Genomic DNA, 24810 nt, shown 5'->3' on the forward strand with positions numbered 1-24810 from the left:
ATGGAGGGAATCTTTTGAGAAAGTATGTTTTTCTTCTCTGTTTTTTATTTCTATTAGTAGGGTGTCAAGGAAGTTCGTATACACCAATTGCTAAAGATAAAAATGTTATTATAACAACGAATATAAAAGAAGGCAGTATTAGTTTTATTGATAAAAAAGATAAAAAGTTAATCACGACATGGGAACTAAATGAGCCAATGGCCGGAATCACACTGCTTCCAAATGGTGAGGAAATACTTGTATACGGTAAGCAATTAGAATATATGTATGTATATTCACTAACGGAAGGAAGGCAAGTGGGAAAATATAAAACTGGAAAGGGCATTGTAAATGTGGTCGTATCAGAAGATAAAAAACAATTATTTGCTGCCGATCAAAATGTTCAAAAGGTAAGGTTCTTTACGATAAATGGGAAAGAGACAGGAAATGTTTCAACAGGCAAAGGACCTATAACGATGGTAGAGTATCATAATCGGTTATCTGTATTAAACTTTTATGATACGAAACTAACGACAATTGATACGAAGAAAAAAGAGGTTGTTCAATCCTTTATGATTCCACCAGCATCAACAGGAGCAACGATTAGTCCTGATGGGAAAGAAATATGGATTGGCGGACATGGTGATGGAAATCAAGTAAATGAGAAAGTGTTAGTATATTCTTTGCAGGATGGAGAAATGGTACGTTCTTTACATGCTCCATTTATGCCTGTGAATATAACGAAGGATAGTAAGTACGTATATGCATTAAGTCATGGGTCGAATACACTTAGAAAGTTTGATATTAGCACATATAAAGAAATAGCTTCTGTAGAAGTAGGATCAAATCCATTTGCATTTTTGGAGAGCGGAGCAGAAGGATATGTAGCAAGTTATGATAGTGATGAAGTGTGCGTTATGGATATGAAGAATTTGAAAATAAAACAAACAATTAAAGTCGGAAAAGGACCGTTTCAACTCATAGAGAGAGAAGGGAAGGACAATGAATAAATATAGAGTGCTAGTTGTAGATGATGAAAGTGATATGAGGCAGCTTGTTGGAATGTATTTGGATAACTTTGGATATGAGTGGGGAGAAGCTGAGAATGGAAAAGAGGCTCTTAAAAAACTAGAAACGGATCATTATGATTTCGTTGTATTAGATATAATGATGCCAGAAATGGATGGACTTTCAGTTTGTAAAGAAATTAGAAAAACGTCAGATGTGCCGATTATATTTTTAACCGCAAAAGGTGAAGAGTGGAATAGGGTGAACGGCTTACGTATGGGAGCAGATGATTATATTGTAAAACCGTTTAGTCCGGGTGAATTAGTTGCCCGTATGGAAGCTGTGCTAAGAAGATATACAAAGCAAGAACAGCAAGAAGAGATTCAATTTGGACCAATTCTTATCAATGAAAAAAGTAGAAGAATCGAGGCGGATGGTGAGTCGATTTCTCTTACTGTAAAAGAGTTTGATTTACTATATTTTCTTTGCCAGCATACAGGACAAGTATTTAGCCGGGAGCAATTACTTGAAAAGGTATGGGGATATGATTATGCCGGAAGTACAAGAACAGTAGATACGCACGTGAAAACGATGCGCTTGAAGCTTGGAGAAAGTGGAAACTACATTCAAACTGTTTGGGGTGTAGGCTATAAATTCGAGGTGTAACGTATGTTTACAATGGTACAAAAACTTTGGCTTACAGTAGTATGTGCAGTATGTGTAACAGTGTCCTTTCTTTATTTCGTATCTTTATACTCGTATGAAAAACTATACGTTGATAATTTAAAAGGCTCATTAGTAATGGAAGGAAAAAATCTTGCTGCCCAATATGATAAGCACGAAGGAATATCAACTTTTGAAGAGAAAGTAAGATCGTTTGATCAAATATCTAGTTCAGACGTTATTTTCGTGTCTAATCCGCGTGATTTAAGTGCATGTTTGCCTTTTGATGTGCATCATCATTCCCTTATAAGTGAAGGAGATAGGCAAACGCTATTAGATGGGAAAACTGTGACAAAAATAGGATATGAAGAACATTTTGACCGTAATATTATGGGGGTTGTCATCCCTGTATTGGAAAATAAAAAATTAGTCGGAATTGTCTATTCGTATATTCCTTTAAAAAGTATAAAAGATTTAATCTATGATATGGGTCTTATTTTAGCACCGTTAGCAATTGCTATGATTTTAATTACTATATGGGTTGGAAGAAAAATTATAATTGCAATTACGAAGCCACTTTCGCAAATGGAACGGGTTGCAAATCATTTGGCTACGGGAGATTTCTCGGAGCGGATTACAGTTTCTTCAGAGGATGAAATTGGACGGTTAGGAAAAGCATTTAATAAAATGGCCAATTCATTAGAAACAGAAGATGTAAAGCGTAAGGAATTTTTAGCAAATGTTTCGCATGAACTTAGAACACCACTTAGTTATATAAAAGGGTATAGCGAGGCTATTTTAGATGGCGTTGCCAAGGGACCGCAGCAGGAAAAAGTAACGCAGCTAATTCATAAAGAAGCAGGTCGTATGCAGCGTCTCGTTCATGACTTGTTAGACTTAGCACAATTAGAAGGTGAGCACTTTCCGTTAAAGAAGCAACCTATCGTTTTTTCACAGCTGATTGAAGACGTATTAGATACGTATGAGATTAAGTTTATAGAAAAGGAACTTCATATTTCAACCAATTTAAATCCAGAGATCATTGTCATGATTGATGAGGATCGTATGCAACAAGTGCTTCATAATGTGTTAGATAATGCGATACGGTATACAAATCAAAACGGAAATATCGTTATAACTTTAGAGCAAATCGATGATTACTGTGAATTGAAAATAAAAGATACAGGAATTGGCATTGATATAGAGCATTTGGAGAATCTTGGGGAACGCTTTTACCGAGTTGATAAAGCGAGAAGTCGTCAACACGGTGGAACAGGTTTAGGCCTTGCTATTGTGAAACAAATTGTTCATATACATGGTGGACATTGGAAAATTGAAAGTGAAAAAGATAAGGGAGCAACGGTTATTATTAAACTGAATGTACAGGATGAGGGGGGCATGTTCTAATTTTTAGGACATGTTCTTTATATTGAAGAAAATATTTATCCCGCTATTTGCCGGACAGTAAGACCCTCACCTCAAAATTCAACGGAAGCAAAGAAGTTAGGTGGAGGCCCTGCTGTCCGTAAAAGCCCGATTGGTGAGGGCTAATAATCAGTGGGGGATGAACAAAACCCCTACTGATTAAAGTTTCACTTTATACGTGAAAATATAAATTAATATGTAATAAATATCGAAAATTTGACTATTTTATGAACAAAACATTTGTACTTCTTATCAATTCGGTCTAAAATAGTTATGATGCAAAGTTCTTATAAATCGTTTCAATTGTTGTTTGGAAGATACTGAGGTGATTTAACTGGAGTACAAATCTATTAAACCGAAAAAAATTTACGAAGAAGTATCTGAAGCTATTTTAACAATGATTAAAAATGGTACGTTAAAACCTGGTGACAAACTACTCCCTGTGCATCAATTAGCTGAGCAGTTTCAAGTTGGTAGATCTGCTGTTCGTGAAGCGCTAAGTGCGCTAAGAGCGATGGGCTTAATTGAGATGAAACAAGGAGAAGGTACATATGTGAAGAACTTCGATTCTTCTTCATTAACGAAATCATTAAACAATAGATTATTAATGAAGAAAGAAGATATTTTGAATTTATTAGAAGTACGAAAGGTGCTTGAAGTGGGGGCAGTTCGAGTAGCGGCGGCAAAACGTACGGAAGATAATTTACAAAATATGAAACATTGGTTAGATGAAATGGCAAAGAGCATTGGAGATGAAAAGGCTGGCGAAAAAGCCGATTTTCAATTCCATATGGGAATTGCAGAGTCTTCGCATAATAACATTTTGCTTGAACTCATGAATCATGTTTCAGAGATGATTGCTGAAACGATTGGTGAATCAAGACGCATTATTTTATATGGTGAACAAACGACATCAGAACGACTTATAGAAGAGCATCAAGTTATATATGATGCGGTGTTAAAACAAGATGTAGAATTAGCGCAGCAAGCAATGCTAGATCATTTAACAAATGTAGAACATATTGTCACAGGTAAAAACGATATAAATTCGTAATTTAATCTTTTAAAAATTTAATTTTCTGATAAAATAGAGAAAGATTAAGTAAGCGTTTTCTTTAGAAGAGGGAGAGGATAGGCTATGGTTGAGCCTATTTCTTCTCTACTCAGTCATCTGATGACCATATGTTTGTTGGCGAAGTTGTAAAAAGGGGGAGTAATAGTTATGAAAGTTACTTTATTTGTTACTTGTTTAGTCGATATGTTCGAAACAAATGTCGGCAAAGCAACAGTTGAAGTGTTGGAGCGTTTAGGTTGTGAAATTGAATTTCCAGAAGCACAAGTTTGTTGTGGCCAGCCTGCTTATAATAGTGGCCATGTAGAAGCAGCAAAAGAAGCGATGAAACATATGATTGAAACTTTCGAAGATGCAGAATATATCGTTACGCCATCTGGTTCGTGTGCGACAATGTTTCATGAGTATCCGCATGTTTTCAAAGATGATCCAAAGTGGGCTAAACGTGCACAAAAAGTTGCTGATAAAACCTATGAATTTACACAGTTTATTGTAGATGTTTTAAAAGTTACAGATGTTGGTGCAAGTTTACCAGGGATAGCTACTATTCATAAATCATGTCATATGACACGTATGCTCGGAATAAAAGAAGCACCAGGAATTTTATTATCAAATGTAAAAGGATTAACTGTGAGAGATTTACCAAACGTGCAAAATTGTTGCGGGTTTGGGGGAACGTTTTCAGTTAAGATGACTCCAATTTCTGAGCAAATGGTAGACGAAAAAGTAGATAGTGTAATGGAAACAGGTGCAGATTATTTAATCGGTGCAGATTGTGGGTGTTTGTTAAACATTGGCGGACGTATTGAGCGTTTAGGAAAAGAAGTAAAAGTAATGCATATTGCTGAGGTACTGAATAGTCGCTCATGAAGGGGGAACATAAGCTATGTCTATGAAAATCAGTGAGAAAAAATTTAATGATCGCGTTGGTGATGGAATTCAAGATTCGTTTATGCGCGGAGCAGTTTCTTCTGCACAAACGCGTTTATATACGAATCGCTTAAAAGCCGCAGATGAATTAGGAAACTGGGAAGAGTGGCGAGAACTAGGTGAACAAATTCGTCAACATACGTTAGAAAATCTTGATTATTATTTAATGCAGTTAAGTGAAAATGTATCAAAAAGAGGCGGACACGTGTACTTTGCGAAGACGAAAGAGGAAGCAGCAAAGTATATTCAAGACGTTGCCAAAAAGAAACAAGCGAAAAAAGTAGTAAAATCAAAGTCGATGGTAACAGAAGAAATCAGTATGAATCATGCGCTTGAAGAGATTGGCTGTGAAGTGTTAGAGAGTGACTTAGGAGAGTATATCTTGCAAGTAGATAACGATCCACCTTCACATATTATTGCACCTGCACTTCATAAAAATAGAACGCAAATTCGCGATGTATTTAAAGAAAAGCTAGGCTATGAAAATTCTGATGAACCGTATGAAATGACAAAGTTTGTTCGTAAACAACTTCGTGAGAAATTTATGGATGCAGAAATTGGTGTAACTGGTTGTAATTTTGCTGTTGCAAATACTGGCTCTCTTTGTCTAGTAACGAATGAAGGTAATGCAGATCTTGTTATGTCAATTCCGAAAACACAAATTGCGGTAATGGGTATGGAACGGATGGTTCCGACAATGGAAGAATTAGATGTTTTAGTTGGTTTACTATGTCGTAGTGCAGTAGGTCAAAAATTAACAAGTTATGTAACGGTAGCAGGACCAATTCAAGAAGAGGAAGTTGATGGACCTGAAGAATTCCATTTAGTTGTTGTTGATAATGGTCGCTCTCAAATTCTGGGATCTGAATTCCGTTCAGTATTACAATGTATTCGTTGCGCTGCTTGTGTTAATGTATGTCCTGTATATCGTCACGTTGGTGGACATTCATATGGATCGATTTACTCAGGACCAATCGGTGCGGTATTAACACCGCTTCTAGGTGGATATGATGATTACAAAGAGCTTCCTTATGCATCTAGTTTATGCGGAGCATGTACAGAAGCTTGTCCAGTAAAAATTCCATTGCATGATTTATTATTAAAACATCGTCAAGTTATTGTTGAGCAAGAAGGTCGTGCACCACTTGCAGAAAAACTAGCGATGAAAATGTTTAGTATGGGTGCTTCTTCAGCTGCTTTATATAAAATGGGGTCAAAAATGGCACCAGCGGCAATGAGTCCATTTACATCTGGTAATCGTGTATCAAAAGGTGTTGGACCACTTAAAAACTGGACGGATATTCGGGAATTCCCAGCTCCAAGTAAAGAGCGATTCCGTGATTGGTATAAAGATCATAAGAAAGGCGGGGATAAATAATGACAGGATTAATTCAAAACCGTGATGCCTTTCTAGATAACATTGCAAAAGAACTTGGGCGCGCGCGTAAAACAGAAGATGTAGAGCGACCAGTATGGAAAAGTAATGTGAATATAGAAACGTTAAAAGATTGTTCACAAGAAGAATTACTAGAAGTGTTTAAAAAGCAATGTACAAACATTCATACAACTGTAGTAGAAACGACAAATGACCGATTAGGTGAAGACCTTCAAAAAGTAATCATGGAAAACGGCGGTGGACCTATTTTATTATCAGCAGATGATCGTTTTGATGCATATGGTTTAACATCTTTATTTAAAGAAGAACTTCCAAAGCGAGACGTTGAAGTAAACGTATGGGATCCAGAGAGAAAAGACGAAAATATGTGTTTAGCTGAAAAAGCGAATATTGGTATTGCATTTAGTGATTATACATTAGCTGAATCTGGTACAATTGTTGTACAAAGTCATAAAGGGCAAGGACGTTCTTTACACTTTTTACCGACTGTATATTTTGCTATTATTCCACGTGAAACACTTGTGCCTCGTATTACACAAGCAGTTCAGGATATGAACTTACGCGTAGAAAATGGGGAGACAGCGGCATCTTGTATTAACTTTATTACAGGGCCAAGTAACTCGGCTGACATTGAGATGAATCTTGTTGTCGGAGTACATGGACCATTAAAAGCAGTATATTTCATCGTATAAAAGAGGGGAAAGCAGGCCAGAAAATGGCCTGCTTTTTAGTAGAATAAAGGATAATATGAAGTAGAAGTTCTCTCCTTTTTTTGCTATGTTTTTTGGGAAAGGAGAGGAAGGGATGTTCACTTATTTATATGCACTGTTAGCAGGGATGGTGTTTGGTTCTTTTTTTATGCTAGTTGCGATGAGGGTTCCATTAGGTGCGTCTATTATTACCCCGCGTTCACATTGTTATTATTGCAAATATGTGCTAAGGCCAAAAGAACTAATCCCCATCATTTCATTTTATATACAAAGAGGCTGTTGTACGAATTGTAAGAGGAAAATTCCAATTATGTATGTAGCATTTGAATGTATAACAGGAAGTATATTTCTTCTTACCGTGTATATGATTGGAATAGAACGAGAGCTTATTATCATTTTATCCCTTTTTTCGCTACTTCTTATTATTTCAGTTACAGATTACTTATATATGTTAATTCCTGATTGTATTTTAATTTCGTTTGCCGTTTTACTCATTCTTGAAAGTGTTTTTGTACAATTAGTTACTTGGACAGATAGTATAGTTGGTAGTGGTGTTATATTCATTTTGTTATATTGCATGCAAAAGATATATCCAGAAGGGCTTGGCGGAGGTGATATAAAACTACTTTCGTTACTTGGGTTTATAGTAGGAGTGAAAGGCGTTTTTATCATTTTATTTTTAGCATCTTGTTTCAGTCTTTGTTTCTTTGGGGTGGGTATCGTATTAAAACGTATAGAAGTACGAAAACCAATTCCATTTGGTCCTTTTATTAGTCTTGGGGCAATATGTTATGTATTGGCCGCATATTCAAATTAGAGAGGGAATAGAAAATGAACGTATATATGGATGATCAAAGAAGTTGCCCGTTCGGGTATGTGCCCGCAACTACAGTAGAATGTGCTTTGCAAATGGTTCGGGATTATGATGTGAATATTCTTTCCCTTGATTTTAATATGGGGTGGGGAGCAAAAAATGGACTGGATTTTGTAGAAGCTTTTTGTACAGAGGGGTTATATGTAAATGAAATTCACCTTCATACGAATGATGTCATCGGTATGCACAAGATGAAACAGAGAATGGATAAGGGAAAGGAAGAAGGAGAAATTAATCCTCACCTTGTTGTTAAATACGTGGGAAGCTAAAAACTCCAAAGTAAAACTTTGGAGTTTTTAATGTTTCATATGTGCTTGTAAAGGAATAATCTCTTCTTGTTGAGCTGCTGCGATTTCAGTTTCTTCCTGTTGAACTTCAGGTGTTTTTTTTGTTAAGTAGTGGTATACCATACCGACAAATACTGATCCGCCAATAATGTTACCGATTGTAACAGGAATTAAGTTATGAATAGCACCTGAAAAAGAAATTGTCTCAGGATGTGGTGAAACTAAAGATAAAGCAAAGAGTGACAAGTTTGCAATACTATGTTCGTAACCAGATAAGAAGAATGTGAAAACAAGTAGCATCATGACCATTATTTTTGCCGTGTCGCCTTTAACCTGAGATGGTAAGAAGCAAGCAAGACATACGAGCCAGTTACATAAAATGGCTTTAAAGAATAACTGCATTGTAGGTGTGTTCATCTTTCCTTCAACGACTTTATTCATTAGGTGACCGTGATCAATTGCTTCAAAAATTCCAGTTGCGTAAAATAGTAAGGCAAAGAATAACGCGCCGGCTAAGTTACCTGCATAACAAGCAACCCAGTTACGAAGTGTATCAGAAATCGTTGTTTCTTTTCTTAAAGTTGCTACAGTAAAGTACATTGTGTTTCCAGTAAACAATTCAGCACCGCCATATATAATAAGTACGAGAGCAATCCCGAAAAACATAGAAGCAGCTAAATAAGTTGCTGGTGAATCTGCAATGTGAAAAAAGTTACCTAATTTAAAACATAGTACAATAATAAAACCGATATAAATACCCGCAAGTGCAGCACGAATGAAATATTGCATTGGGTTTGTATCTAGCATTTTCTTTTTGCTTTTAGCCAGTTTGACAACATAATCTAGTCCTTGTTCTAGCATGAGTAATACGCTCCTTTAGTAAATCTTCTATAAATACTCCTTATATGAATAAAGTACATGGAATTGTTCTCACTTTCAATAAGTTTGTGCAATGTTTCACAAAAAGGACATACATACGTTAAGAAAACGTTTACAAAGGGTAGTATAATGGAATTTTTTCTGGACATTGAGAGGAAGAAAGGAAAAAGAAAAAGCGCTGTAATTACAGCGCTTTTTCGTCTAAATTCTTTTCTACTTTTACTTCTACTTCTTTTGAGAAGAACCAACCACCAACTGCGATTCCGACTAATACAATCCAGAATGTAAGCTTCCACGGAGTGGATTCTGGGAATGAATGTGGAATTACATTTAATGCAGGGTGTGCTAATGTATAAACTGCTAGCTTCACACCAACCCAACCTACAATTAAGAATGCTGCAGTTTCAAGTCCTGGTTTACGTTTTAAGATTTGTACGAATGCAGTTGCTGCAAATCGCATAATGATTAATCCGATAAGTCCACCTACAAAGATAACAACGAATTGCCCAGTATCTAGACTACCAATTGTACCTAATCCTGTTTTTGGTAAAGTCATTGCTAGTGCAACCGCAGCTAAAATTGAATCAACTGCGAAGGCGATATCAGCAACTTCAACTTTAAATACAGTCCACCAGAAGTTCTCTTGTTTTTTCTTTGCTTCTTTTTCTTCTGTTTCTTCATCTGTATTCTTTTTAACATATGTTTTAAATAAGTGATTACCAGCGATAAACATAAGGTAGATGGCACCGATTGCTTGCACTTGCCATACATCGACTAAGAACGAAATCATAAATAACGATCCAAATCGGAAAACAAATGCCCCCGCTAATCCGTAAAATAGTGCTTTCTTTCGTTTTTCTTCTGGTAAATGTTTTACCATAATTGCAAGAACAAGAGCGTTATCAGCCGCTAAAATCCCTTCAAGTGCAATTAGGATGAGTAATACCCAACCATACTCCAATAATAATGATACATCCATGTACATTCTCCTCTCATCTCTATAAGTTCTAAATAAGTGAAGAATTTCCCCACTATTTAGTTTCCCCATACTCCTGCCTATTAACTTTGGAAGAATTTGGAAATGAATACAAAAAAGACCTCTGCCGTTAATAGGCAAAGGTCTTGCTAGACATATGTAATAAAAATGCCAACAAAGCCGGAAGAACTAAGTTCTACGTAATGACGACTTTGTTTCCAAGAAATATTCTTGGACGCTACTCCCCTTTGGAGATATGTTATTGTATTCTCATTATATGGATAATTGATACGGTTGTCAACCTGTTAAAATATCTTCATTAGGATATTTTATTTTCCGGTTCTTTTTACGAGCAAATGAAAAAGCCAATGTTAAAGGCCCCATTTTGCCAAAAAACATCATAAAGATAATAATAGCTTTTCCGATTATAGTTAAGTGGGGTGTTAAGTTCATACTGAGGCCAACAGTCCCGAATGCTGAAAATACTTCGAAAGCACTCATCAATAGAGGAACTCGCTCAGTAATACTCAAAATTAAAATAGCAAAAAAGATAAATGAAATGGAAATAATAGTAATGGTTAATGATTTGACAATGAGAGTATCTTTAATGGATTTTTTAAATACGACAATATCCTCTTGTTCTTGTAAAAATTTAAATACGCCAAAAAATATGATTAAAAATGTTGTTAACTTAATCCCACCACCCGTTGAAGCACTACCAGCACCAATAAACATAAGGAGCATCATTAATAGGAGGGAAGGTTTTGACAATGTAGAAATATCAACAGTATTAAACCCGGCAGTTCGTGTTGAAATTGCTTGAAAATAAGAGGCCATTCCTTCTTCAAATGGGGTAAAACCTCTCATAGAAAGGGAGTTATGGAACTCGAATATAAAAATAAAAAGGGTAGCAATAATGTTGACGATTAGAGTAGAAGTGAGCATAAGTTTTGAATGTAGTGTAAGGTTTTTAAAGTTTTTCTTTCTTTTTATGTCTACAATTACTGTAAAACCAATTCCACCTAAGATGATTAGAGAGGAAATGACGAAATTGACAAGAATGCTATGAGAATGGGACATTAAATTATCGCTCCACACAGAAAAACCAGCATTGTTAAAGGCTGAGATTGAATGGAAAAAACTATAATAGATCCCTTTGGCAACCCCATATTTGGGTACCCATTCAAAAGAAAGAATTAAAGTAGCGATACATTCGACTGTAAAAGAGAATAAAAATAATGCTTTGGCAAGACGGATAACGCCGCCGATATTCGTTTGATTTAATGCTTGTTGTAATAAAATACGGTTTTGAAGACCGATTTTTCTTCCGAGCATAATAGCAATTAAGACCGCAAAGCTCATAATGCCAAGCCCGCCAACTTGTATAAGCGTTAAAATGACACATTGTCCAAATAAAGTAAACACTTTTCCAGTATCCACAACACCAAGCCCAGTAACAGTACAAGCGGAAACGGTTGTAAATAAGGCATCGAGCCATGAAATGGACGTTGTCGTAGCAATTGGCAGTTTTAATAAGCATGTGCCGACAACTGATAATACAATAAAAGATAAAGTAAGAACGCGGGGAGGGCTCATGCTAATATTAATCCGTTTCATGTCACATATTGCTCCTTTCGTTTTGCTTTGATTAGTATGTGAAAAAGCACTATTATGTATGTTGAAAATAGAAAGAGGCAGATAATATCTGCCTCTAAGCCATATGTTATATAATTATCCACGTAATTGTTGTTGAGCTAAAGCAACAAGACGTTTTGTTACTTCACCGCCAACTGAACCGTTAGAACGAGATGCTGTATTAGAACCTAAGCTTACACCAAATTCTTGTGCAATTTCATATTTAAATTGTTCAAGCGCTTGTTCTGCACCTGGAACTAATAATTTGTTTGTTTTTACCATGTTGATACACATCCTTATGAGTAGTCCAGTTCAGCTAAGTTCTTATCTAAACTGGTAACGTTATTTTATGTGGAAATGACATACTCATACGCGGAAGTAATCGGTGCGATTAGAAGTTCTTGGATAGAAAAAAAGAGTAGCAACTTTGCTACTCTTTTTTTAGTATTGTCGCTGTTCCTTCCACGACAATATCATCTGATTGATTATATATGTTTGTTTGCAACGTAATGATTTTTTTATCGTCACGCTTCTTAATAACCTCTGCCACAACGCGAAGTGTATCACCGATTTTGACAGGGGCACGGAATGAAACATTTTGGGATAAATAAATCGTATTTTTGCCTGGGAGTTTCGTTCCAAGGATGGTAGAAATAAAACTCGAAACGAGCATACCGTGAGCAATACGTTCTTTAAACATTGTCGTTTTTGCAAAAGAATCTAAAATGTGAATAGGATTCACATCTCCAGTCAATTTTGCAAAATTGATAACATCTTCATCTGTAATTGTTTTTGTAAGGGATGCTTGATCACCGACTTGAATCTCATCATAACGAAGCTCCGGAACAGTTTGTGCTTCTTGAAATGGATTCATTTTGTCCTCCTTCTTTTCCATATCGAAAAATGTTAGCCATCTTGATGTAGTAGGAGGAAGAAAGAGTTTTGTTTGTGCTGCAGTTAGCTCCCACATTTTTCTTACTTGATGGAAGTAAATAGATTTTTTGAGTTTTCCTCGAACTTTTTTGCGAGTTCCAACTGTTTTGACTTGAACTCTTCCAAAAAACCCTCTAACTGTTTTTGAGCCTCTTCACGTTGTAATTGTTGTTGCTCAATAAATTGTTTTGTTGTTTCTTCAAATTGACCGCTTGTTTGTGTAAGAATTGACAAAGATGTTTTTGTAGGAGAAACAGTAAGCTGCTGCATATGAGCAGAAAGTTCTTTCCACTTGTCTTGCCACTCGTTAATTTGATCATTTAAGGAGTTACCAGTTAATTGTTTCACGTAATCTGTATATTGGTTATTGAACTGAGCAGTGATTTGTTGTAGTTCTTTTTCTAGTTCATCTACTCCTGATGTTAATTTATGCAAAGCGTCTTGTTGTTGTTTTAATGTTTCTAAAGTAAGTTGCTCTAATTGTTTCCCAGCTGAAGAAAAAAGGGAAAGTGATTGAGACCAGTTTTTCCAAAATGCATCGACTAATTCGTATGGTTTAGTTTCCATTGTTTGACCCCCAAATGTTTTTTTACATATTGTGAACGCAGATTACTCTGCTGTACCACCAGGTGAAGATGAAGAATCCTTTTCATCCTTTTCTGGAGAAGTAGAAAATGGAAAGAATGCATTGGTGTATAACGTGAAAAACGTCCGCAACATATTTTGATAATGTTCAAAAGAAGTCGCACATGTTGTTAAATATTGCTCTCCATATTCAGTTAAAGAATAAATTCTTTTTGCCGGCCCTCCATCGCTTGTATCCCAAGTAGAAGAAATAAGGTTTTCTTTTTCTAATTTGCGTAGTGTTCTATAAACATTACCTTGGTCAACAGAAGAAAAGCCGATATCCATTAGCATTTGAATAAGTTTGTAACCATGAAGACTCCAGTCTTTTAGACAGAGAAGTAAGAAGGGAACTAAGAAGTTTTTTGGCATGGAGTTTGGTTGTTTCGCTTGGTTGTTCTCCAAACTTTCGCGTTGTTCTGGTTCATTTTGTAGCATGATTGTGCATCACCTCATGAATCAGTTAGATGGAATTTTTTGCTTATAAGTGCAATTTACACCTATCTGTTTTTAAAGTCAACACATTTGTTAGAAAATAGAAAAAAATAAAATATAGACTTGAAGTTTTATTCGGAATATTAGAAAATAGTGAATAGGTTGAATTGTTTCAAAAAAGAAAAAGGGAGTGTAGGTAAAGTGATTGATCAAAAATTCGATCCACTACAAGCATGGAAAAATGCTTATGAACAAACCGAAACATTTTGGGGAAAAGCGCTCAATGAAACAATTAAAACAGAAGAATATTCTGCTTGGATGGGCAGCGTTCTAGATTTGAATTTGTTTTATCAAAAAGCATTAAATGATACGACAAAAAACTATTTAGAACAAGTAAATGTGCCGACGAAAGAGGATATCGCAAGAGTGGCTACGCTTGTTATTAACTTAGAAAATAAAGTAGATAACATTGAGGAGTTTCTAGAGGAGAAAGTAGATTCTTTAGGACAAGCTCCTACATTAAAGCGTGATGTGACAAAAGTGAAACAAGATATTCGTACGCTTGAAACAAAAGTAGATCAAATTTTAGAATTGCTAGAAAAGCAAAATGCAGTACTAGCTAAACTACAAGTACCTGTAAAAGAAGAGATAAAGCCTGCGAATAAGCCGGAAAATAAAAAATGATAAAAGCGCTTGTTTATAACAGGCAAAAGAGAGAGGGAGAATCTCTTTTCACATGTAAACGGCGAAACATAATTATATAGGGACTCTACAGTATGAGTACCAAAATGATTCATAACAATCGTTCACAAATTCATTTAAGGGGGAAAAGAAATGGTTCAATTAAATGGAAAAGTAGCAATCGTAACAGGTGGAGCAAAAGGGATTGGAAAAGCAATTACAGTAGCGTTAGCACAAGAGGGCGCTAAAGTTGTTATTAACTATAATAGCAGTAAAGAAGCAGCTGAAAACTTAGTAAATGAACTAGGAAAAGACGGACATGACGTTTATGCAGTGCAAGCGGATGTTTCTAAAGTAGAAGATGCAAATCGACTTGTAGAAGAAGCTGTGAATCATTTTGGTAAAGTTGATATTCTTGTTAATAATGCTGGTATTACAAGAGATCGTACATTCAAAAAGTTAAATCGTGAAGATTGGGAGCGCGTAATTGACGTGAATTTAAGTAGCGTATTTAATACGACAAGCGCGGTTCTTCCATACATAACGGAAGCGGAAGAAGGAAGAATTATTAGCATTTCTTCTATTATTGGTCAAGCAGGTGGATTTGGCCAAACAAACTACTCAGCAGCAAAAGCGGGTATGTTAGGATTTACAAAATCATTAGCGTTAGAACTTGCAAAAACAAATGTCACTGTAAATGCAATTTGCCCAGGATTTATTGATACTGAAATGGTAGCAGAAGTGCCAGAAGAAGTACGTCAAAAAATCGTTGCAAAAATCCCGAAAAAACGTTTTGGTCAAGCTGATGAAATTGCAAAAGGTGTAGTATACCTATGCCGTGACGGTGCGTATATCACAGGTCAGCAATTAAACATTAACGGCGGATTATATATGTAATGAAGTAAGAAAAAAGTGCATATCCATAGCAGGAATGCACTTCTTTTTTTAAGAAGGAAATCGACCAAAAAGGAGATAAAAAAATGACTACATTCGCAACAGAATGGGAAAAGCAATTAGAGCTATACCCAGAAGAGTACCGAAAAGCATACCGCCGAGTGAAAAGGGCGAGTGAAATTTTATTACGTGAACCAGAGCCGCAAGTAGGATTAACGCCGAAAGAGGTTATTTGGACGAAGAATAAGACGAAGCTTTATCGCTACATTCCAAAACAAGAAAAAACACAAAGAGTTCCAATTCTGTTAATATATGCTCTTATCAATAAACCATATATTATGGATTTAACTCCTGGAAATAGTTTAGTGGAATATCTAGTGGATCGTGGTTTTGATGTGTATATGCTTGATTGGGGCACATTTGGTTTAGAAGATAGTCATTTGAAATTTGATGATTTCGTGTTTGATTATATTGCAAAAGCAGTAAAAAAAGTAATGCGAACTGCAAAATCGGACGAGATTTCTTTACTTGGTTATTGCATGGGTGGAACGCTAACTTCTATTTATGCAGCACTTCATCCGCACATGCCAATTCGTAATTTAATTTTCATGACAAGTCCTTTTGATTTCTCTGAAACAGGATTGTATGGTCCTTTGTTAGATGAGAAATACTTCAATTTAGATAAAGCGGTTGATACATTTGGAAATATTCCGCCAGAAATGATTGATTTCGGAAACAAAATGTTAAAACCAATTACGAACTTTGTCGGTCCATATGTTGCTTTAGTAGATCGTTCAGAGAATGAGCGCTTCGTCGAAAGCTGGAGATTGGTTCAAAAGTGGGTTGGTGATGGTATTCCGTTCCCAGGTGAATCATACAGACAGTGGATTCGTGATTTTTATCAAAATAATAAACTGGTTAAGGGTGAACTCGTTATTCGCGGACAAAAGGTAGACCTTGCAAATATTAAGGCGAATGTCTTAAATATTTCCGGGAAACGTGATCATATTGCTTTGCCATGTCAAGTAGAAGCATTACTAGACCATATTTCTAGCACAGATAAACAATATGTATGTTTACCGACAGGGCATATGTCTATCGTTTACGGTGGAACAGCTGTAAAACAAACATATCCGACGATTGGAAATTGGCTTGAAGAGCGTTCTAATTAAAAATAAAAAATCCAACTAGCCTATGTTAGTTGGATTTTTTTATGGAAAATAACAAAACATAGAAAGGAGAAACTTATATTTTAGGAGTATAATTATGAAACTTATGAATGGTAAGTTGTTTTGGAATACAGGAGTTTCTGTACCTTGTTATCCACTGTTAGAAAATGATATGATATGTGATGTGCTCGTAGTCGGAAGCGGCGAAGCTGGTGCTCATATAGCGCATTCGTTAGCGAAAATTGGCATGAGTGTTACGCTTATTGAAAAAAGAGCAATTGGGTGTGGTAGCACAGCTGCTAATACAGGTTTACTACAATTCCTTCATGATAAATCGTTAACCTCCCTTATCCATACATTTGGTAAAGAAAAAGGGGTACGAGCATATAAGCTTTGTTATGAAGCGCTAAGAACAATGGAAGAGGTTATACCGACTCTTGATATTGATCCCCATTTTATTCCGCGAAATAGTTTATATTATGCAAGTAAAAGTGAGGATGTCTCATTTTTACAAGAGGAATATAATACGTTACAGAATTATGGATTTCCAGTTGAATATTTTACAGAAGCTGATATTAAGAAACGTTATTCTTTTGCAAAACAAGCAGCGTTATATACGCAAGGTGATGCTGAGGTGAATCCGTATTTATTAGCGCATAGTTTTTTGCATAAAGCAAACCAAATAGGAGCTAATATATATGAACATACAGAGGCAATACATATAAAAAAACGCCAAAATGATTTAATTTGTTACACGAAAACAGGAAATCAAATTGTAGCAAAGAATATTATTATGGCGACAGGTTATGAAGCGCTTTTTGGAAAGAAAGAAAAAAATACAACAGTAGAAACTTCTTATGCAATTGTAACAAATGAAATAGATCAGTTTGAAGGCTGGCATGAGCGATCGTTAATTTGGGAAACGGAACGGCCTTACTTATATTTTCGAACGTATCGAAACCGCATTATTGTAGGCGGATTAGATGAAGCGATGCAAATTCAAACAATCGGTGATACGAAATTATTGCATAAGCGTGATATCCTTATTAATATTGTAAAAGAGATGTTCCCGCAGTATAAAAATATACAGGCAGACTACTATTGGGCAGCCGCATTTGGTGGTACTCATGATGGTCTCCCCATTTTAAAAGAAGACGAAAAGATACATAATTTGTTTTACGCATTGCCGTATGGAGGTAATGGAACTGTATATGGAATGGTCTTTGCCAAATTATTTGAACAGTTATTTACAAATAAAGAAAGGGAAGATTTTTCTTTATTTAATCGATAGAAAAAAGGTAGCGAAGTGATGGAATGAGAGATATAAAAAAGTTTTTACAAAAATTACGTCCAGTACAACTCATTGTTTTATTTTATTTATTAGCAGTAGTTGTATCGGTAATCTTGCTTAGTTTACCGTTTGTTACGAAACCTGGTGTGAAATGGACATTTATAGATGCCCTTTTTACATCGGTTAGTGCGGTAAGTGTTACGGGGCTGTCTGTTATTACGATTTCAGATACGTTTACTACAGCAGGAATTATTGTTTTAGCCCTTATTTTACAATTAGGCGGCTTAGGAATTATGGCGCTTGGTACATTTGTTTGGATCATTACGGGGAAAAAGATTGGTTTGCAAAGAAGAAGATTAATTATGGCAGACCATAATCAAGGAAATTTATCGGGTCTTGTAGAATTGATGCGTTCTATTTTAATTGTAATTATTTCGATAGAACTTATTGGAGCAATCCTATTAGGTACAAGATTTTTACTTTACTTTCCGACTTGGCAAGAAGCTTATTTTCACGGTTTCTTTGCAGCAGTTAGTGCGACTACGAACGGTGGATTTGATTTAACAGGACAATCGTTAATTCCGTATAAAAAAGATTATATTGTTCAAATGATTCATATGTTACTAATTATTTTAGGGGCGATTGGTTTCCCTGTGCTAATGGAAGTGAAGCAATTCCTTAGTAAAAGAGGACAACAATTATTTCGTTTTTCATTATTTACAAAATTGACGACAACAACATTTTTTGCACTCGTTGTTGTTGGTACAATTATGATTTTTTTACTGGAGAGAAATCACTTTTTAGTAGGAAAGTCATGGCATGAAACGGTATTTTATACATTATTCCAATCTGTGACGACGCGAAGTGGTGGACTTGCTACGATGGATATACGTGAATTGTCACAACCGACGCTTTTATTTATGAGTATATTAATGTTTATAGGGGCATCTCCAAGTTCGGTTGGGGGCGGAATACGTACAACTACATTTGCTGTTAGTATATTGTCACTATACACCTTTGCAAGGGGCGGTAGAACAGTTAGAGTCTTCAAACGTCAGCTACATGAAGAGGATGTACTAAAAGCATCTGTCGTTATGACGATGGGGATTTTGTTATGTGCTACTGCGCTATTCATTTTATCTATTACGGAAAATGTACCGCTTATGAGCTTAATTGTTGAAGTTTGTTCTGCTTTCGGAACGACGGGACTATCAACAGGTGTTACGCCTGATTTAACAACTGTTGGGAAACTTGTACTCATTGTGCTTATGTTTATCGGACGCGTTGGTATTTTAACATTTATTTTAGCTAGTGGTGGAAGGGAACAACCACCTCGCTATAAATACCCGAAAGAGCGGATTATTATTGGATAGTATGAAACCATTCTACCTACGTTAGGTAGAATGGTTTTTTAGTCGTTAATACCAAATTGTGGATGCATAAAAGCTTCATTTTTATTATCCACTTCGTTTTTTAGTAACTCTTGATTTTCTTCTGAAATCCACCCAATATCATTTGTCGGATGGATCCACTCATCGCCAGCCATAATGGCAGGATCTACTTCATCACTCCAATTGTTAAGCGGACTGTTCTCGGAATTATATTTACTGTCTCCAATTACAACATTATATTGATTCACAAAAGGTTGTTGCATCGTTTTTCCTGTTCCTTTAAAAGATGGAAAATCCATTTGATGCGGGAGCGTTTCGTCTAAAATTGGTGATTGAATCTTTTCTTTTTTCTTCAAAATTATCGCTCCTTTTTATAATGATTTCTTCATATGTAGTATTTCCATCTAACGCCCCTTATGTACTTGTTAACACTTGCCAGTAATAATTATTTTAAGTTGTTTCAAACTAGAGTAGAAAGTGATTTCTTGAGAGCAGGTGAATGTATTGGTAAAAAGAAAAGTGAAACAAAATGCGGCAATCAATAATAATAAAACTCCGAAAGAAAGCTTACCAGATGCAGAATTTGCATTAGAGTATGAAGGGGAAAATAGCGCAAAGTATGCTAATCGTAATTCAAAAAAAGGGAAACAAAAATGAGGCGTTTTTTACAAACGCCTCATTTTTTTGTGGGATTATAAAGGTTTTTTTAATTATTTGTAAATTTAGTGTTTTCTATTAGCAGAAAAATGCGAAAAAACATAGAAGTAGCAACGTATTACACAAAAACAAACAACAAACAAAAGATTAATGTTGGTTTAATACTGCTTTTACACTAGTTGTTTATATTTGAGTTGTACATAAGATTTGTAAAAGGAGAGAGAAACAGTGAAAAAAACAATCTTTAAAGCTGTAGCGACTGGAATGGTATTTTCGTTATTAATGGGGTGTGGTGCAAAGAAGGAAGAAAGTGCTGGAGCGAAAGTGAAAGATGACAAATTATCTGGATCATTAACTGTTTACACAGCAATTGAAGAAGAGCTTGTACCAATTTATCTTGATTCCTTTAAAAAGAAATATCCTGATGTGAAATTGAACATTGTACGTGATTCAACAGGAGTTATTACTGCGAAATTGCTAGCTGAAGGGAAAAATACACAAGCAGATGTTGTATGGGGAACTGCGGCATCAAGTCTATTAGCTTTAGATAAAAAAGATATGTTAAAAGGATACTCTCCAAAAGGAGCAGATCGTGTTCTTCCACAATTTAAAGATGATAAGCAACCTGAAAAATGGGTAGGAAATACTGCATTTATGACGGGGATTGCTGTAAATAAAGAAGAGTTAAAGAAGAAAAATTTACCGATGCCAGAATCATATGAAGATTTAACGAAACCAGAGTATAAAGGAACACTTGTTATGCCACATCCAGCATCATCTGGAACAGGATTTTTAACAGTTTCTGCATGGCTACAAATCATGGGTGAAGATAAAGGCTGGGATTACATGAAGAAACTTCATGATAATATGGCAAGTTATACGCATTCAGGATCAAAACCAGCGAAATTAGCAGGAGCAGGTGAATATCCAGTCGGTGTATCAATGGTTTATAGTGCTTTAAAAGAGAAACAAAAAGGTGCACCAGTTGAAGTTGTACTGCCGAAAGAAGGATTAGGGTGGGAAGTAGAAGCGAACGCACTTATTAAGAAAGATAATGCGAAAAATGATAAATTAGCACAAGCATTTTTAGATTGGGCAATTACTGATGATGTAATGAAGTTATACTTTGAGAAAAATGGATTTGCGACAATTAAAAATGATTATAAACTTCCAGAGGGATTCCCGAAAGATGTTACTGAAAAATTATATAAAAAGAATGACTTTAAATGGGCAGCAGAAAATCGTGACAAAATCTTAGAAAAATGGGAAAAAGAGTTTGGCCAAAAAGCAGAACCGAAAAAGTAAGTGAGTGGGAGAGAGAAAAATGAGCGAATATTTATCAATTCAACACATTCAAAAACAGTTTGATGCATTTACAGCGTTAAAAGATATTTCTTTTACTGTGAACAAAAATGAGTTTGTTTGTTTATTAGGCCCGAGTGGCTGTGGGAAAACGACGTTGCTTCGCATTTTAGCGGGACTAGAGGAACCAACGACTGGCAGTATAGCTGTGAATGGAAAAGATATTACAGCATTGCCTCCTGGAAAGAGAAACTTCGGAATGGTTTTCCAATCGTATGCTTTATTTCCGAATTTAACAGCACTTGAAAATATTGAATACGGCTTAAAGACAAAAAAATATGGGAAAGCAGAAGTGAAAGAGAAAGCGCTAGATGCGTTAAAACTTGTAGATTTGCTGAATGTAAAAGATAAATATCCTGCTCAAATGTCTGGTGGACAACAGCAGCGAGTAGCACTTGCACGTGCGCTCGCTCTGTCTCCAGATATTTTGTTACTCGATGAGCCGTTATCAGCTTTAGATGCAAAAGTGCGTGAAAAATTACGTAGGGAAATGCGTGATTTGCAAGAGAAAATAGGAATAACGACGATTATGGTAACGCATGATCAAGAAGAGGCATTAACGATGGCTGATAAAATTGTTGTAATGAATCATGCGGAAATTATGCAGATTGGAACACCAGAGGAGATTTATCAAAGACCAGCCAATCCGTTTGTGGCAGATTTTATTGGTTCTATTAATTTCTTTTCGAAAAATAACGAAGAACATGCAATTCGTCCTGAACATGTAACAATTGTACAAAAGGACGGTATTAAAACAGTTGTGGAAAGTATGGAATTTCGCGGATCTGTATATCGGACGGAAGTGCGAGTCGTAGAAGAAAACACACACCTTTATAATGAGAAAATTGTAGTGGATATATTAGCATCAGAAGTAGAAGCAACGGCTATTAGAAAAGGAAAGCCGATTCAAATCTCTTTCTCAGAAAATCATATGTTGTCATATGGAAAGAAGGTCATTGTATAGATGGAGATGTTAGAAAACTATAAGGTAGAAAGTACGAAAAAAAAGATTAAGAGAAGTATAGGGAAAGAGGAATGGATCCAAAGGCTCGTAATTATCGGTATGATTCTTTCCTTCCTTATCATACTTGTATTACCGCTATTACAACTATTTACACAAGCTTTTTATAATAAAGATGGAGTTTTCATTGGTTTAGCGAATTTCAGTAAATATTTCACAACACCAACTTTAGTTCAGTCTTTACAAAATACAGTATGGATTTCGGGCGCAACAACAATGATTTCAGTTGCAATCGCATTCGTTTACGCATATGCAATTGCCCGTACGAATGTTTTTGGAAAGCGCGTATTTCAGTATGTAGCGTTATTACCATTGTTTGCACCAACGATGATGCACGGTATAGCACTTACATATTTATTTGGTAATCAAGGGCTAGTAACGAAAGGAATGTTTGGTTTATTTGAAGGTATACAAATCCCTTTATATGGACCAATAGGAATTGTAATAGCTGAAGTTATGTATACATTTCCGCAAGCCTTTCTCATATTGCTAATTGCCTTTCAAGGATCTGATTATCGTTTATATGAAGCTTCTAATATGTTAGGAGCCAGTAAAACAAAGCAATTTTTCACGGTTACTTTACCTAGTGTAAAGTACGGATTAATTAGTGCAATGTTTGTTGTGTTTACACTTAGTTTTACTGATTTTGGGGCACCAAAAATTGTTGGTGGGCAATATAATGTGCTTGCTACTGACGTATACAAACAAGTAATTGGACAGCAAAATATGCCGATGGGTGCAACTGTCGGAATGATTTTATTAATCCCAGCTATATTCGCATTTGTGGTTGATCGTATTACGCAAAGAAAGCAGGCGAATTTCTTATCTTCAAAAGCAGTACCATACAGAATAATAGCTAATAAGAAAAGAGATGTAATCTCATTCATATATTGTAGTGTGATTACCCTTATGATCATTCTATTATTTGTTGCAGTTGGTATTGCTGCAAGTGTGAAAGTATGGCCATATAATATGAGTTTTACATTTGAGCATTTTAATTTTTCCAGTTTAACAGGAGATGGACTTGAAGCATTTAAAAATAGCGTAATTGTTTCAGCAGTTACAGCAGTTATTGGGGCGATCTTAACATTTGTATTCGCATATGCAATTGAGAAAATAGACCAGCTACAATTTTTTAGAAAAACAGGTTACTTTTTCTCTATAGTGCCGTTAGCGATACCAGGTTTAGTACTCGGATTAGGATATGTCTTTTTCTTTAGTCAACCAACGATTCAAATTCTTGGACTATCAGTAACGAATCCGTTTCATTCTTTATACGGAACAATCGCTGTATTAGTACTAGTAAATATCATTCATTTTTATTCTGTAACATTTGTCACGGCAACGACTGCCTTAAAGAAATTAGACCGAGAGTTTGAGCTTGTTTCGCAGTCGATGGGTATTCCGTTTTATAAAACATTCTTCCGAGTAACAGTACCAATGTGTTTACCAGCAATTTTAGAAATGGTAATGTACTACTTCGTAAATTCAATGGTAACTGTATCGGCAGTTGTGTTCCTATATGCAGCTGATTTTAAACTAGCTGCCGTATCAATCGTAAATATGGATGATGCAGGAAATGTAGCGCCAGCAGCTGCAATGAGTGTACTTATTGTTGTTACAAATATTGTAGTGAGAGTTGTATATGAATGGGGAACGAAAGCACTTCGTAACCGAACTTCACAATGGCAAAAAAGATAAGTAAGAAGGGTGATGGACAGAATGAAAATTGAAGCAGTTATTTTTGATTGGGCAGGTACGACGGTTGATTACGGATGCTTTGCACCACTAGAAGTATTCATGAAGATTTTTCATAAACGCGGCGTTGAAATTACAGCAGAAGAAGCACGTAAGCCAATGGGATTATTAAAAATAGATCATGTAAGGGCACTAACAGAAATGCCTCGTATTGCGGATGAGTGGAAACGTGTCTTTGGTCACTTACCAACAGAAGCAGACATTCATGAGATGTATGAAGAGTTTGAAGAAATTCTCTTTTCTATTTTGCCAAATTATGCTAAGCCGATTGATGGGGTAAAAGAAGTAATCGCTTCTTTACGTAAGAGAGGCATTAAAATCGGTTCAACAACTGGTTATACGAGAGAAATGATGGATATTGTAGCAAAGGAAGCAGCGTTACAAGGATATAAACCTGATTTTCTTGTTACGCCAGATGATGTTCCAGCAGGCCGCCCATACCCATGGATGTGCTATAAAAATGCAATGGAACTTGGTGTGTATCCGATGAACCATATGATAAAAGTAGGGGACACAGTATCAGATATGAAAGAAGGTAGAAATGCTGGAATGTGGACAGTTGGTGTAATTCTTGGAAGTAGTGAGCTCGGTTTAACGGAAGAGGAGGTGGAGAGTATGGATTCGGTAGAGCTTCGTGAAAAAATAGAAATAGTTCGTAATCGGTTTGTTGAAAATGGGGCTCATTTTACGATTGAAACGATGCAGGAGCTCGAAAACGTAATGGAACATATCGAGAAACAAGAACTTATTATTTCATAAA

At 35.8% G+C, this 24810-nt stretch carries 27 protein-coding genes and 1 riboswitch; of the genes, 19 read left to right on the forward strand and 8 right to left on the reverse strand.

The annotated features are described in order from the left end of the window. Window positions 1-14: 14 nt before the first annotated feature. The 9 genes from AC1Q8M_RS02825 to AC1Q8M_RS02865 all read left to right on the forward strand — a co-directional run bounded on the left by AC1Q8M_RS02825 (window position 15) and on the right by AC1Q8M_RS02865 (window position 8326). The gene (locus tag AC1Q8M_RS02825) at window positions 15-989 is read left to right on the forward strand and encodes a YncE family protein (RefSeq protein ID WP_001234156.1); all 975 of its coding nucleotides are present in this window, start codon (window positions 15-17) and stop codon (window positions 987-989) included. Next, a complete protein-coding gene (locus tag AC1Q8M_RS02830; RefSeq protein ID WP_001046397.1) occupies window positions 982-1653 on the forward strand; it encodes a response regulator transcription factor in 672 nt (223 codons plus the stop codon). Before AC1Q8M_RS02825 ends, AC1Q8M_RS02830 begins: the two co-directional genes overlap by 8 nt. A 3-nt stretch (window positions 1654-1656) precedes the next feature. Next, a complete protein-coding gene (locus tag AC1Q8M_RS02835; protein WP_097822214.1) occupies window positions 1657-3057 on the forward strand; it encodes a sensor histidine kinase in 1401 nt (466 codons plus the stop codon). A 382-nt stretch (window positions 3058-3439) separates the two neighbouring features. After that, window positions 3440-4129: a FadR/GntR family transcriptional regulator gene (locus AC1Q8M_RS02840; RefSeq protein WP_254904515.1), complete on the forward strand. Its 690-nt coding sequence runs from the start codon at window positions 3440-3442 to the stop codon at window positions 4127-4129. A gap of 168 nt (window positions 4130-4297) precedes the next feature. After that, on the forward strand, window positions 4298-5017 hold the full coding sequence (locus tag AC1Q8M_RS02845) for a (Fe-S)-binding protein (RefSeq protein WP_000869147.1): 720 nt from the start codon (window positions 4298-4300) through the stop codon (window positions 5015-5017). Window positions 5018-5033: 16 nt separating this feature from the next. After that, complete coding sequence (locus AC1Q8M_RS02850) at window positions 5034-6455, forward strand: LutB/LldF family L-lactate oxidation iron-sulfur protein (RefSeq protein ID WP_098855607.1); 1422 nt, start codon at window positions 5034-5036, stop codon at window positions 6453-6455. Continuing rightward, window positions 6455-7165: a LutC/YkgG family protein gene (locus AC1Q8M_RS02855; RefSeq protein ID WP_000147180.1), complete on the forward strand. Its 711-nt coding sequence runs from the start codon at window positions 6455-6457 to the stop codon at window positions 7163-7165. The genes AC1Q8M_RS02850 and AC1Q8M_RS02855 overlap by 1 nt, the downstream gene beginning before the upstream one ends. Before the next feature lie 112 nt (window positions 7166-7277). Continuing rightward, window positions 7278-8000 carry a prepilin peptidase gene (locus AC1Q8M_RS02860; RefSeq protein ID WP_000495719.1) on the forward strand — a complete coding sequence of 241 codons (723 nt, stop codon included), beginning with the start codon at window positions 7278-7280 and terminating at the stop codon, window positions 7998-8000. A 14-nt stretch (window positions 8001-8014) separates the two neighbouring features. Further along, complete coding sequence (locus tag AC1Q8M_RS02865) at window positions 8015-8326, forward strand: cyclic-phosphate processing receiver domain-containing protein (protein WP_001103762.1); 312 nt, start codon at window positions 8015-8017, stop codon at window positions 8324-8326. Window positions 8327-8353: 27 nt separating this feature from the next. Here the strand turns inward: AC1Q8M_RS02865 and AC1Q8M_RS02870 are convergent, their stop codons facing one another. The 7 genes from AC1Q8M_RS02870 to phaQ form a co-directional block, all read right to left on the reverse strand. Next, window positions 8354-9205 carry a formate/nitrite transporter family protein gene (locus AC1Q8M_RS02870; RefSeq protein ID WP_000893034.1) on the reverse strand — a complete coding sequence of 284 codons (852 nt, stop codon included), beginning with the start codon at window positions 9203-9205 and terminating at the stop codon, window positions 8354-8356. A 202-nt stretch (window positions 9206-9407) separates the two neighbouring features. Then, window positions 9408-10202, reverse strand: coding sequence for a TerC family protein (locus AC1Q8M_RS02875; protein ID WP_000383326.1), 795 nt, complete (start codon window positions 10200-10202; stop codon window positions 9408-9410). 90 nt (window positions 10203-10292) lie between these two features. Further along, a riboswitch (yybP-ykoY riboswitch) is annotated at window positions 10293-10458 on the reverse strand. A gap of 38 nt (window positions 10459-10496) precedes the next feature. Beyond that, window positions 10497-11816: a TrkH family potassium uptake protein gene (locus AC1Q8M_RS02880; protein WP_000822356.1), complete on the reverse strand. Its 1320-nt coding sequence runs from the start codon at window positions 11814-11816 to the stop codon at window positions 10497-10499. A gap of 114 nt (window positions 11817-11930) precedes the next feature. Continuing rightward, the gene (locus AC1Q8M_RS02885; protein WP_000241212.1) at window positions 11931-12116 is read right to left on the reverse strand and encodes an alpha/beta-type small acid-soluble spore protein; all 186 of its coding nucleotides are present in this window, start codon (window positions 12114-12116) and stop codon (window positions 11931-11933) included. A gap of 148 nt (window positions 12117-12264) precedes the next feature. Further along, window positions 12265-12708, reverse strand: coding sequence for a MaoC family dehydratase (locus AC1Q8M_RS02890; RefSeq protein WP_001067916.1), 444 nt, complete (start codon window positions 12706-12708; stop codon window positions 12265-12267). Between the two features lie 101 nt (window positions 12709-12809). Beyond that, window positions 12810-13334: a polyhydroxyalkanoic acid inclusion protein PhaP gene (phaP, locus tag AC1Q8M_RS02895; protein ID WP_000448592.1), complete on the reverse strand. Its 525-nt coding sequence runs from the start codon at window positions 13332-13334 to the stop codon at window positions 12810-12812. 42 nt (window positions 13335-13376) lie between these two features. Continuing rightward, window positions 13377-13829 carry a poly-beta-hydroxybutyrate-responsive repressor gene (gene phaQ, locus AC1Q8M_RS02900; protein WP_000939954.1) on the reverse strand — a complete coding sequence of 151 codons (453 nt, stop codon included), beginning with the start codon at window positions 13827-13829 and terminating at the stop codon, window positions 13377-13379. Window positions 13830-14027: 198 nt separating this feature from the next. Between phaQ and phaR the strand changes: the two genes are divergently transcribed. The 5 genes from phaR to AC1Q8M_RS02925 all read left to right on the forward strand — a co-directional run bounded on the left by phaR (window position 14028) and on the right by AC1Q8M_RS02925 (window position 19234). Beyond that, complete coding sequence (phaR, locus tag AC1Q8M_RS02905) at window positions 14028-14510, forward strand: polyhydroxyalkanoic acid synthase subunit PhaR (protein WP_000566941.1); 483 nt, start codon at window positions 14028-14030, stop codon at window positions 14508-14510. Window positions 14511-14660: 150 nt separating this feature from the next. Continuing rightward, entirely contained in the window at window positions 14661-15404 is a 744-nt protein-coding gene (locus AC1Q8M_RS02910) for an acetoacetyl-CoA reductase (RefSeq protein WP_000250407.1), read from the forward strand. Window positions 15405-15487: 83 nt separating this feature from the next. Next, window positions 15488-16573: a class III poly(R)-hydroxyalkanoic acid synthase subunit PhaC gene (gene phaC / locus AC1Q8M_RS02915; RefSeq protein WP_000206336.1), complete on the forward strand. Its 1086-nt coding sequence runs from the start codon at window positions 15488-15490 to the stop codon at window positions 16571-16573. A gap of 94 nt (window positions 16574-16667) precedes the next feature. Then, a complete protein-coding gene (locus AC1Q8M_RS02920; protein ID WP_000772526.1) occupies window positions 16668-17861 on the forward strand; it encodes an NAD(P)/FAD-dependent oxidoreductase in 1194 nt (397 codons plus the stop codon). A gap of 23 nt (window positions 17862-17884) precedes the next feature. Continuing rightward, window positions 17885-19234: a TrkH family potassium uptake protein gene (locus tag AC1Q8M_RS02925; RefSeq protein WP_001204706.1), complete on the forward strand. Its 1350-nt coding sequence runs from the start codon at window positions 17885-17887 to the stop codon at window positions 19232-19234. Window positions 19235-19272: 38 nt separating this feature from the next. On the opposite strand, the gene AC1Q8M_RS02930 is transcribed toward AC1Q8M_RS02925, so the two are convergent. Further along, window positions 19273-19608 carry a DUF3905 domain-containing protein gene (locus AC1Q8M_RS02930; protein ID WP_141532466.1) on the reverse strand — a complete coding sequence of 112 codons (336 nt, stop codon included), beginning with the start codon at window positions 19606-19608 and terminating at the stop codon, window positions 19273-19275. A 148-nt stretch (window positions 19609-19756) separates the two neighbouring features. On the opposite strand from AC1Q8M_RS02930, the gene ykzP reads away from it, so the two are divergent. The 5 genes from ykzP to phnX all read left to right on the forward strand — a co-directional run bounded on the left by ykzP (window position 19757) and on the right by phnX (window position 24809). Further along, entirely contained in the window at window positions 19757-19909 is a 153-nt protein-coding gene (ykzP, locus tag AC1Q8M_RS02935; protein ID WP_000240799.1) for a protein YkzP, read from the forward strand. Between the two features lie 228 nt (window positions 19910-20137). Next, window positions 20138-21214, forward strand: coding sequence for a putative 2-aminoethylphosphonate ABC transporter substrate-binding protein (locus AC1Q8M_RS02940; protein WP_000750893.1), 1077 nt, complete (start codon window positions 20138-20140; stop codon window positions 21212-21214). Window positions 21215-21233: 19 nt separating this feature from the next. Beyond that, the gene (locus tag AC1Q8M_RS02945; protein ID WP_000006196.1) at window positions 21234-22235 is read left to right on the forward strand and encodes a putative 2-aminoethylphosphonate ABC transporter ATP-binding protein; all 1002 of its coding nucleotides are present in this window, start codon (window positions 21234-21236) and stop codon (window positions 22233-22235) included. Further along, window positions 22236-23993: a putative 2-aminoethylphosphonate ABC transporter permease subunit gene (locus AC1Q8M_RS02950; RefSeq protein ID WP_000425531.1), complete on the forward strand. Its 1758-nt coding sequence runs from the start codon at window positions 22236-22238 to the stop codon at window positions 23991-23993. It begins immediately after the preceding gene. 21 nt (window positions 23994-24014) lie between these two features. After that, window positions 24015-24809, forward strand: coding sequence for a phosphonoacetaldehyde hydrolase (gene phnX / locus AC1Q8M_RS02955; protein WP_000687381.1), 795 nt, complete (start codon window positions 24015-24017; stop codon window positions 24807-24809). Window position 24810 lies beyond the last annotated feature (1 nt).

This window comes from Bacillus sp. GW823-FHT06A10, from assembly GCF_058795375.1.

Excerpts from the sequence above, each read along its gene's own strand:
- AC1Q8M_RS02925 (WP_001204706.1), top strand. The coding sequence starts at position 17,885 with ATGAGAGATATAAAAAAGTTTTTACAAAAATTACGTCCAGTACAACTC.
- AC1Q8M_RS02860 (WP_000495719.1), top strand. The coding sequence starts at position 7,278 with ATGTTCACTTATTTATATGCACTGTTAGCAGGGATGGTGTTTGGTTCT.
- phaP (WP_000448592.1), bottom strand. The coding sequence starts at position 13,334 with ATGGAAACTAAACCATACGAATTAGTCGATGCATTTTGGAAAAACTGG.
- phaQ (WP_000939954.1), bottom strand. The coding sequence starts at position 13,829 with ATGCTACAAAATGAACCAGAACAACGCGAAAGTTTGGAGAACAACCAA.
- AC1Q8M_RS02880 (WP_000822356.1), bottom strand. The coding sequence starts at position 11,816 with ATGAAACGGATTAATATTAGCATGAGCCCTCCCCGCGTTCTTACTTTA.
- AC1Q8M_RS02855 (WP_000147180.1), top strand. The coding sequence starts at position 6,455 with ATGACAGGATTAATTCAAAACCGTGATGCCTTTCTAGATAACATTGCA.
- phnX (WP_000687381.1), top strand. The coding sequence starts at position 24,015 with ATGAAAATTGAAGCAGTTATTTTTGATTGGGCAGGTACGACGGTTGAT.
- AC1Q8M_RS02920 (WP_000772526.1), top strand. The coding sequence starts at position 16,668 with ATGAAACTTATGAATGGTAAGTTGTTTTGGAATACAGGAGTTTCTGTA.
- AC1Q8M_RS02885 (WP_000241212.1), bottom strand. The coding sequence starts at position 12,116 with ATGGTAAAAACAAACAAATTATTAGTTCCAGGTGCAGAACAAGCGCTT.
- AC1Q8M_RS02945 (WP_000006196.1), top strand. The coding sequence starts at position 21,234 with ATGAGCGAATATTTATCAATTCAACACATTCAAAAACAGTTTGATGCA.
- AC1Q8M_RS02835 (WP_097822214.1), top strand. The coding sequence starts at position 1,657 with ATGTTTACAATGGTACAAAAACTTTGGCTTACAGTAGTATGTGCAGTA.
- AC1Q8M_RS02890 (WP_001067916.1), bottom strand. The coding sequence starts at position 12,708 with ATGAATCCATTTCAAGAAGCACAAACTGTTCCGGAGCTTCGTTATGAT.
- AC1Q8M_RS02845 (WP_000869147.1), top strand. The coding sequence starts at position 4,298 with ATGAAAGTTACTTTATTTGTTACTTGTTTAGTCGATATGTTCGAAACA.
- AC1Q8M_RS02870 (WP_000893034.1), bottom strand. The coding sequence starts at position 9,205 with ATGCTAGAACAAGGACTAGATTATGTTGTCAAACTGGCTAAAAGCAAA.
- AC1Q8M_RS02950 (WP_000425531.1), top strand. The coding sequence starts at position 22,236 with ATGGAGATGTTAGAAAACTATAAGGTAGAAAGTACGAAAAAAAAGATT.
- AC1Q8M_RS02830 (WP_001046397.1), top strand. The coding sequence starts at position 982 with ATGAATAAATATAGAGTGCTAGTTGTAGATGATGAAAGTGATATGAGG.
- phaC (WP_000206336.1), top strand. The coding sequence starts at position 15,488 with ATGACTACATTCGCAACAGAATGGGAAAAGCAATTAGAGCTATACCCA.
- AC1Q8M_RS02865 (WP_001103762.1), top strand. The coding sequence starts at position 8,015 with ATGAACGTATATATGGATGATCAAAGAAGTTGCCCGTTCGGGTATGTG.
- AC1Q8M_RS02875 (WP_000383326.1), bottom strand. The coding sequence starts at position 10,202 with ATGGATGTATCATTATTATTGGAGTATGGTTGGGTATTACTCATCCTA.
- AC1Q8M_RS02850 (WP_098855607.1), top strand. The coding sequence starts at position 5,034 with ATGTCTATGAAAATCAGTGAGAAAAAATTTAATGATCGCGTTGGTGAT.
- AC1Q8M_RS02910 (WP_000250407.1), top strand. The coding sequence starts at position 14,661 with ATGGTTCAATTAAATGGAAAAGTAGCAATCGTAACAGGTGGAGCAAAA.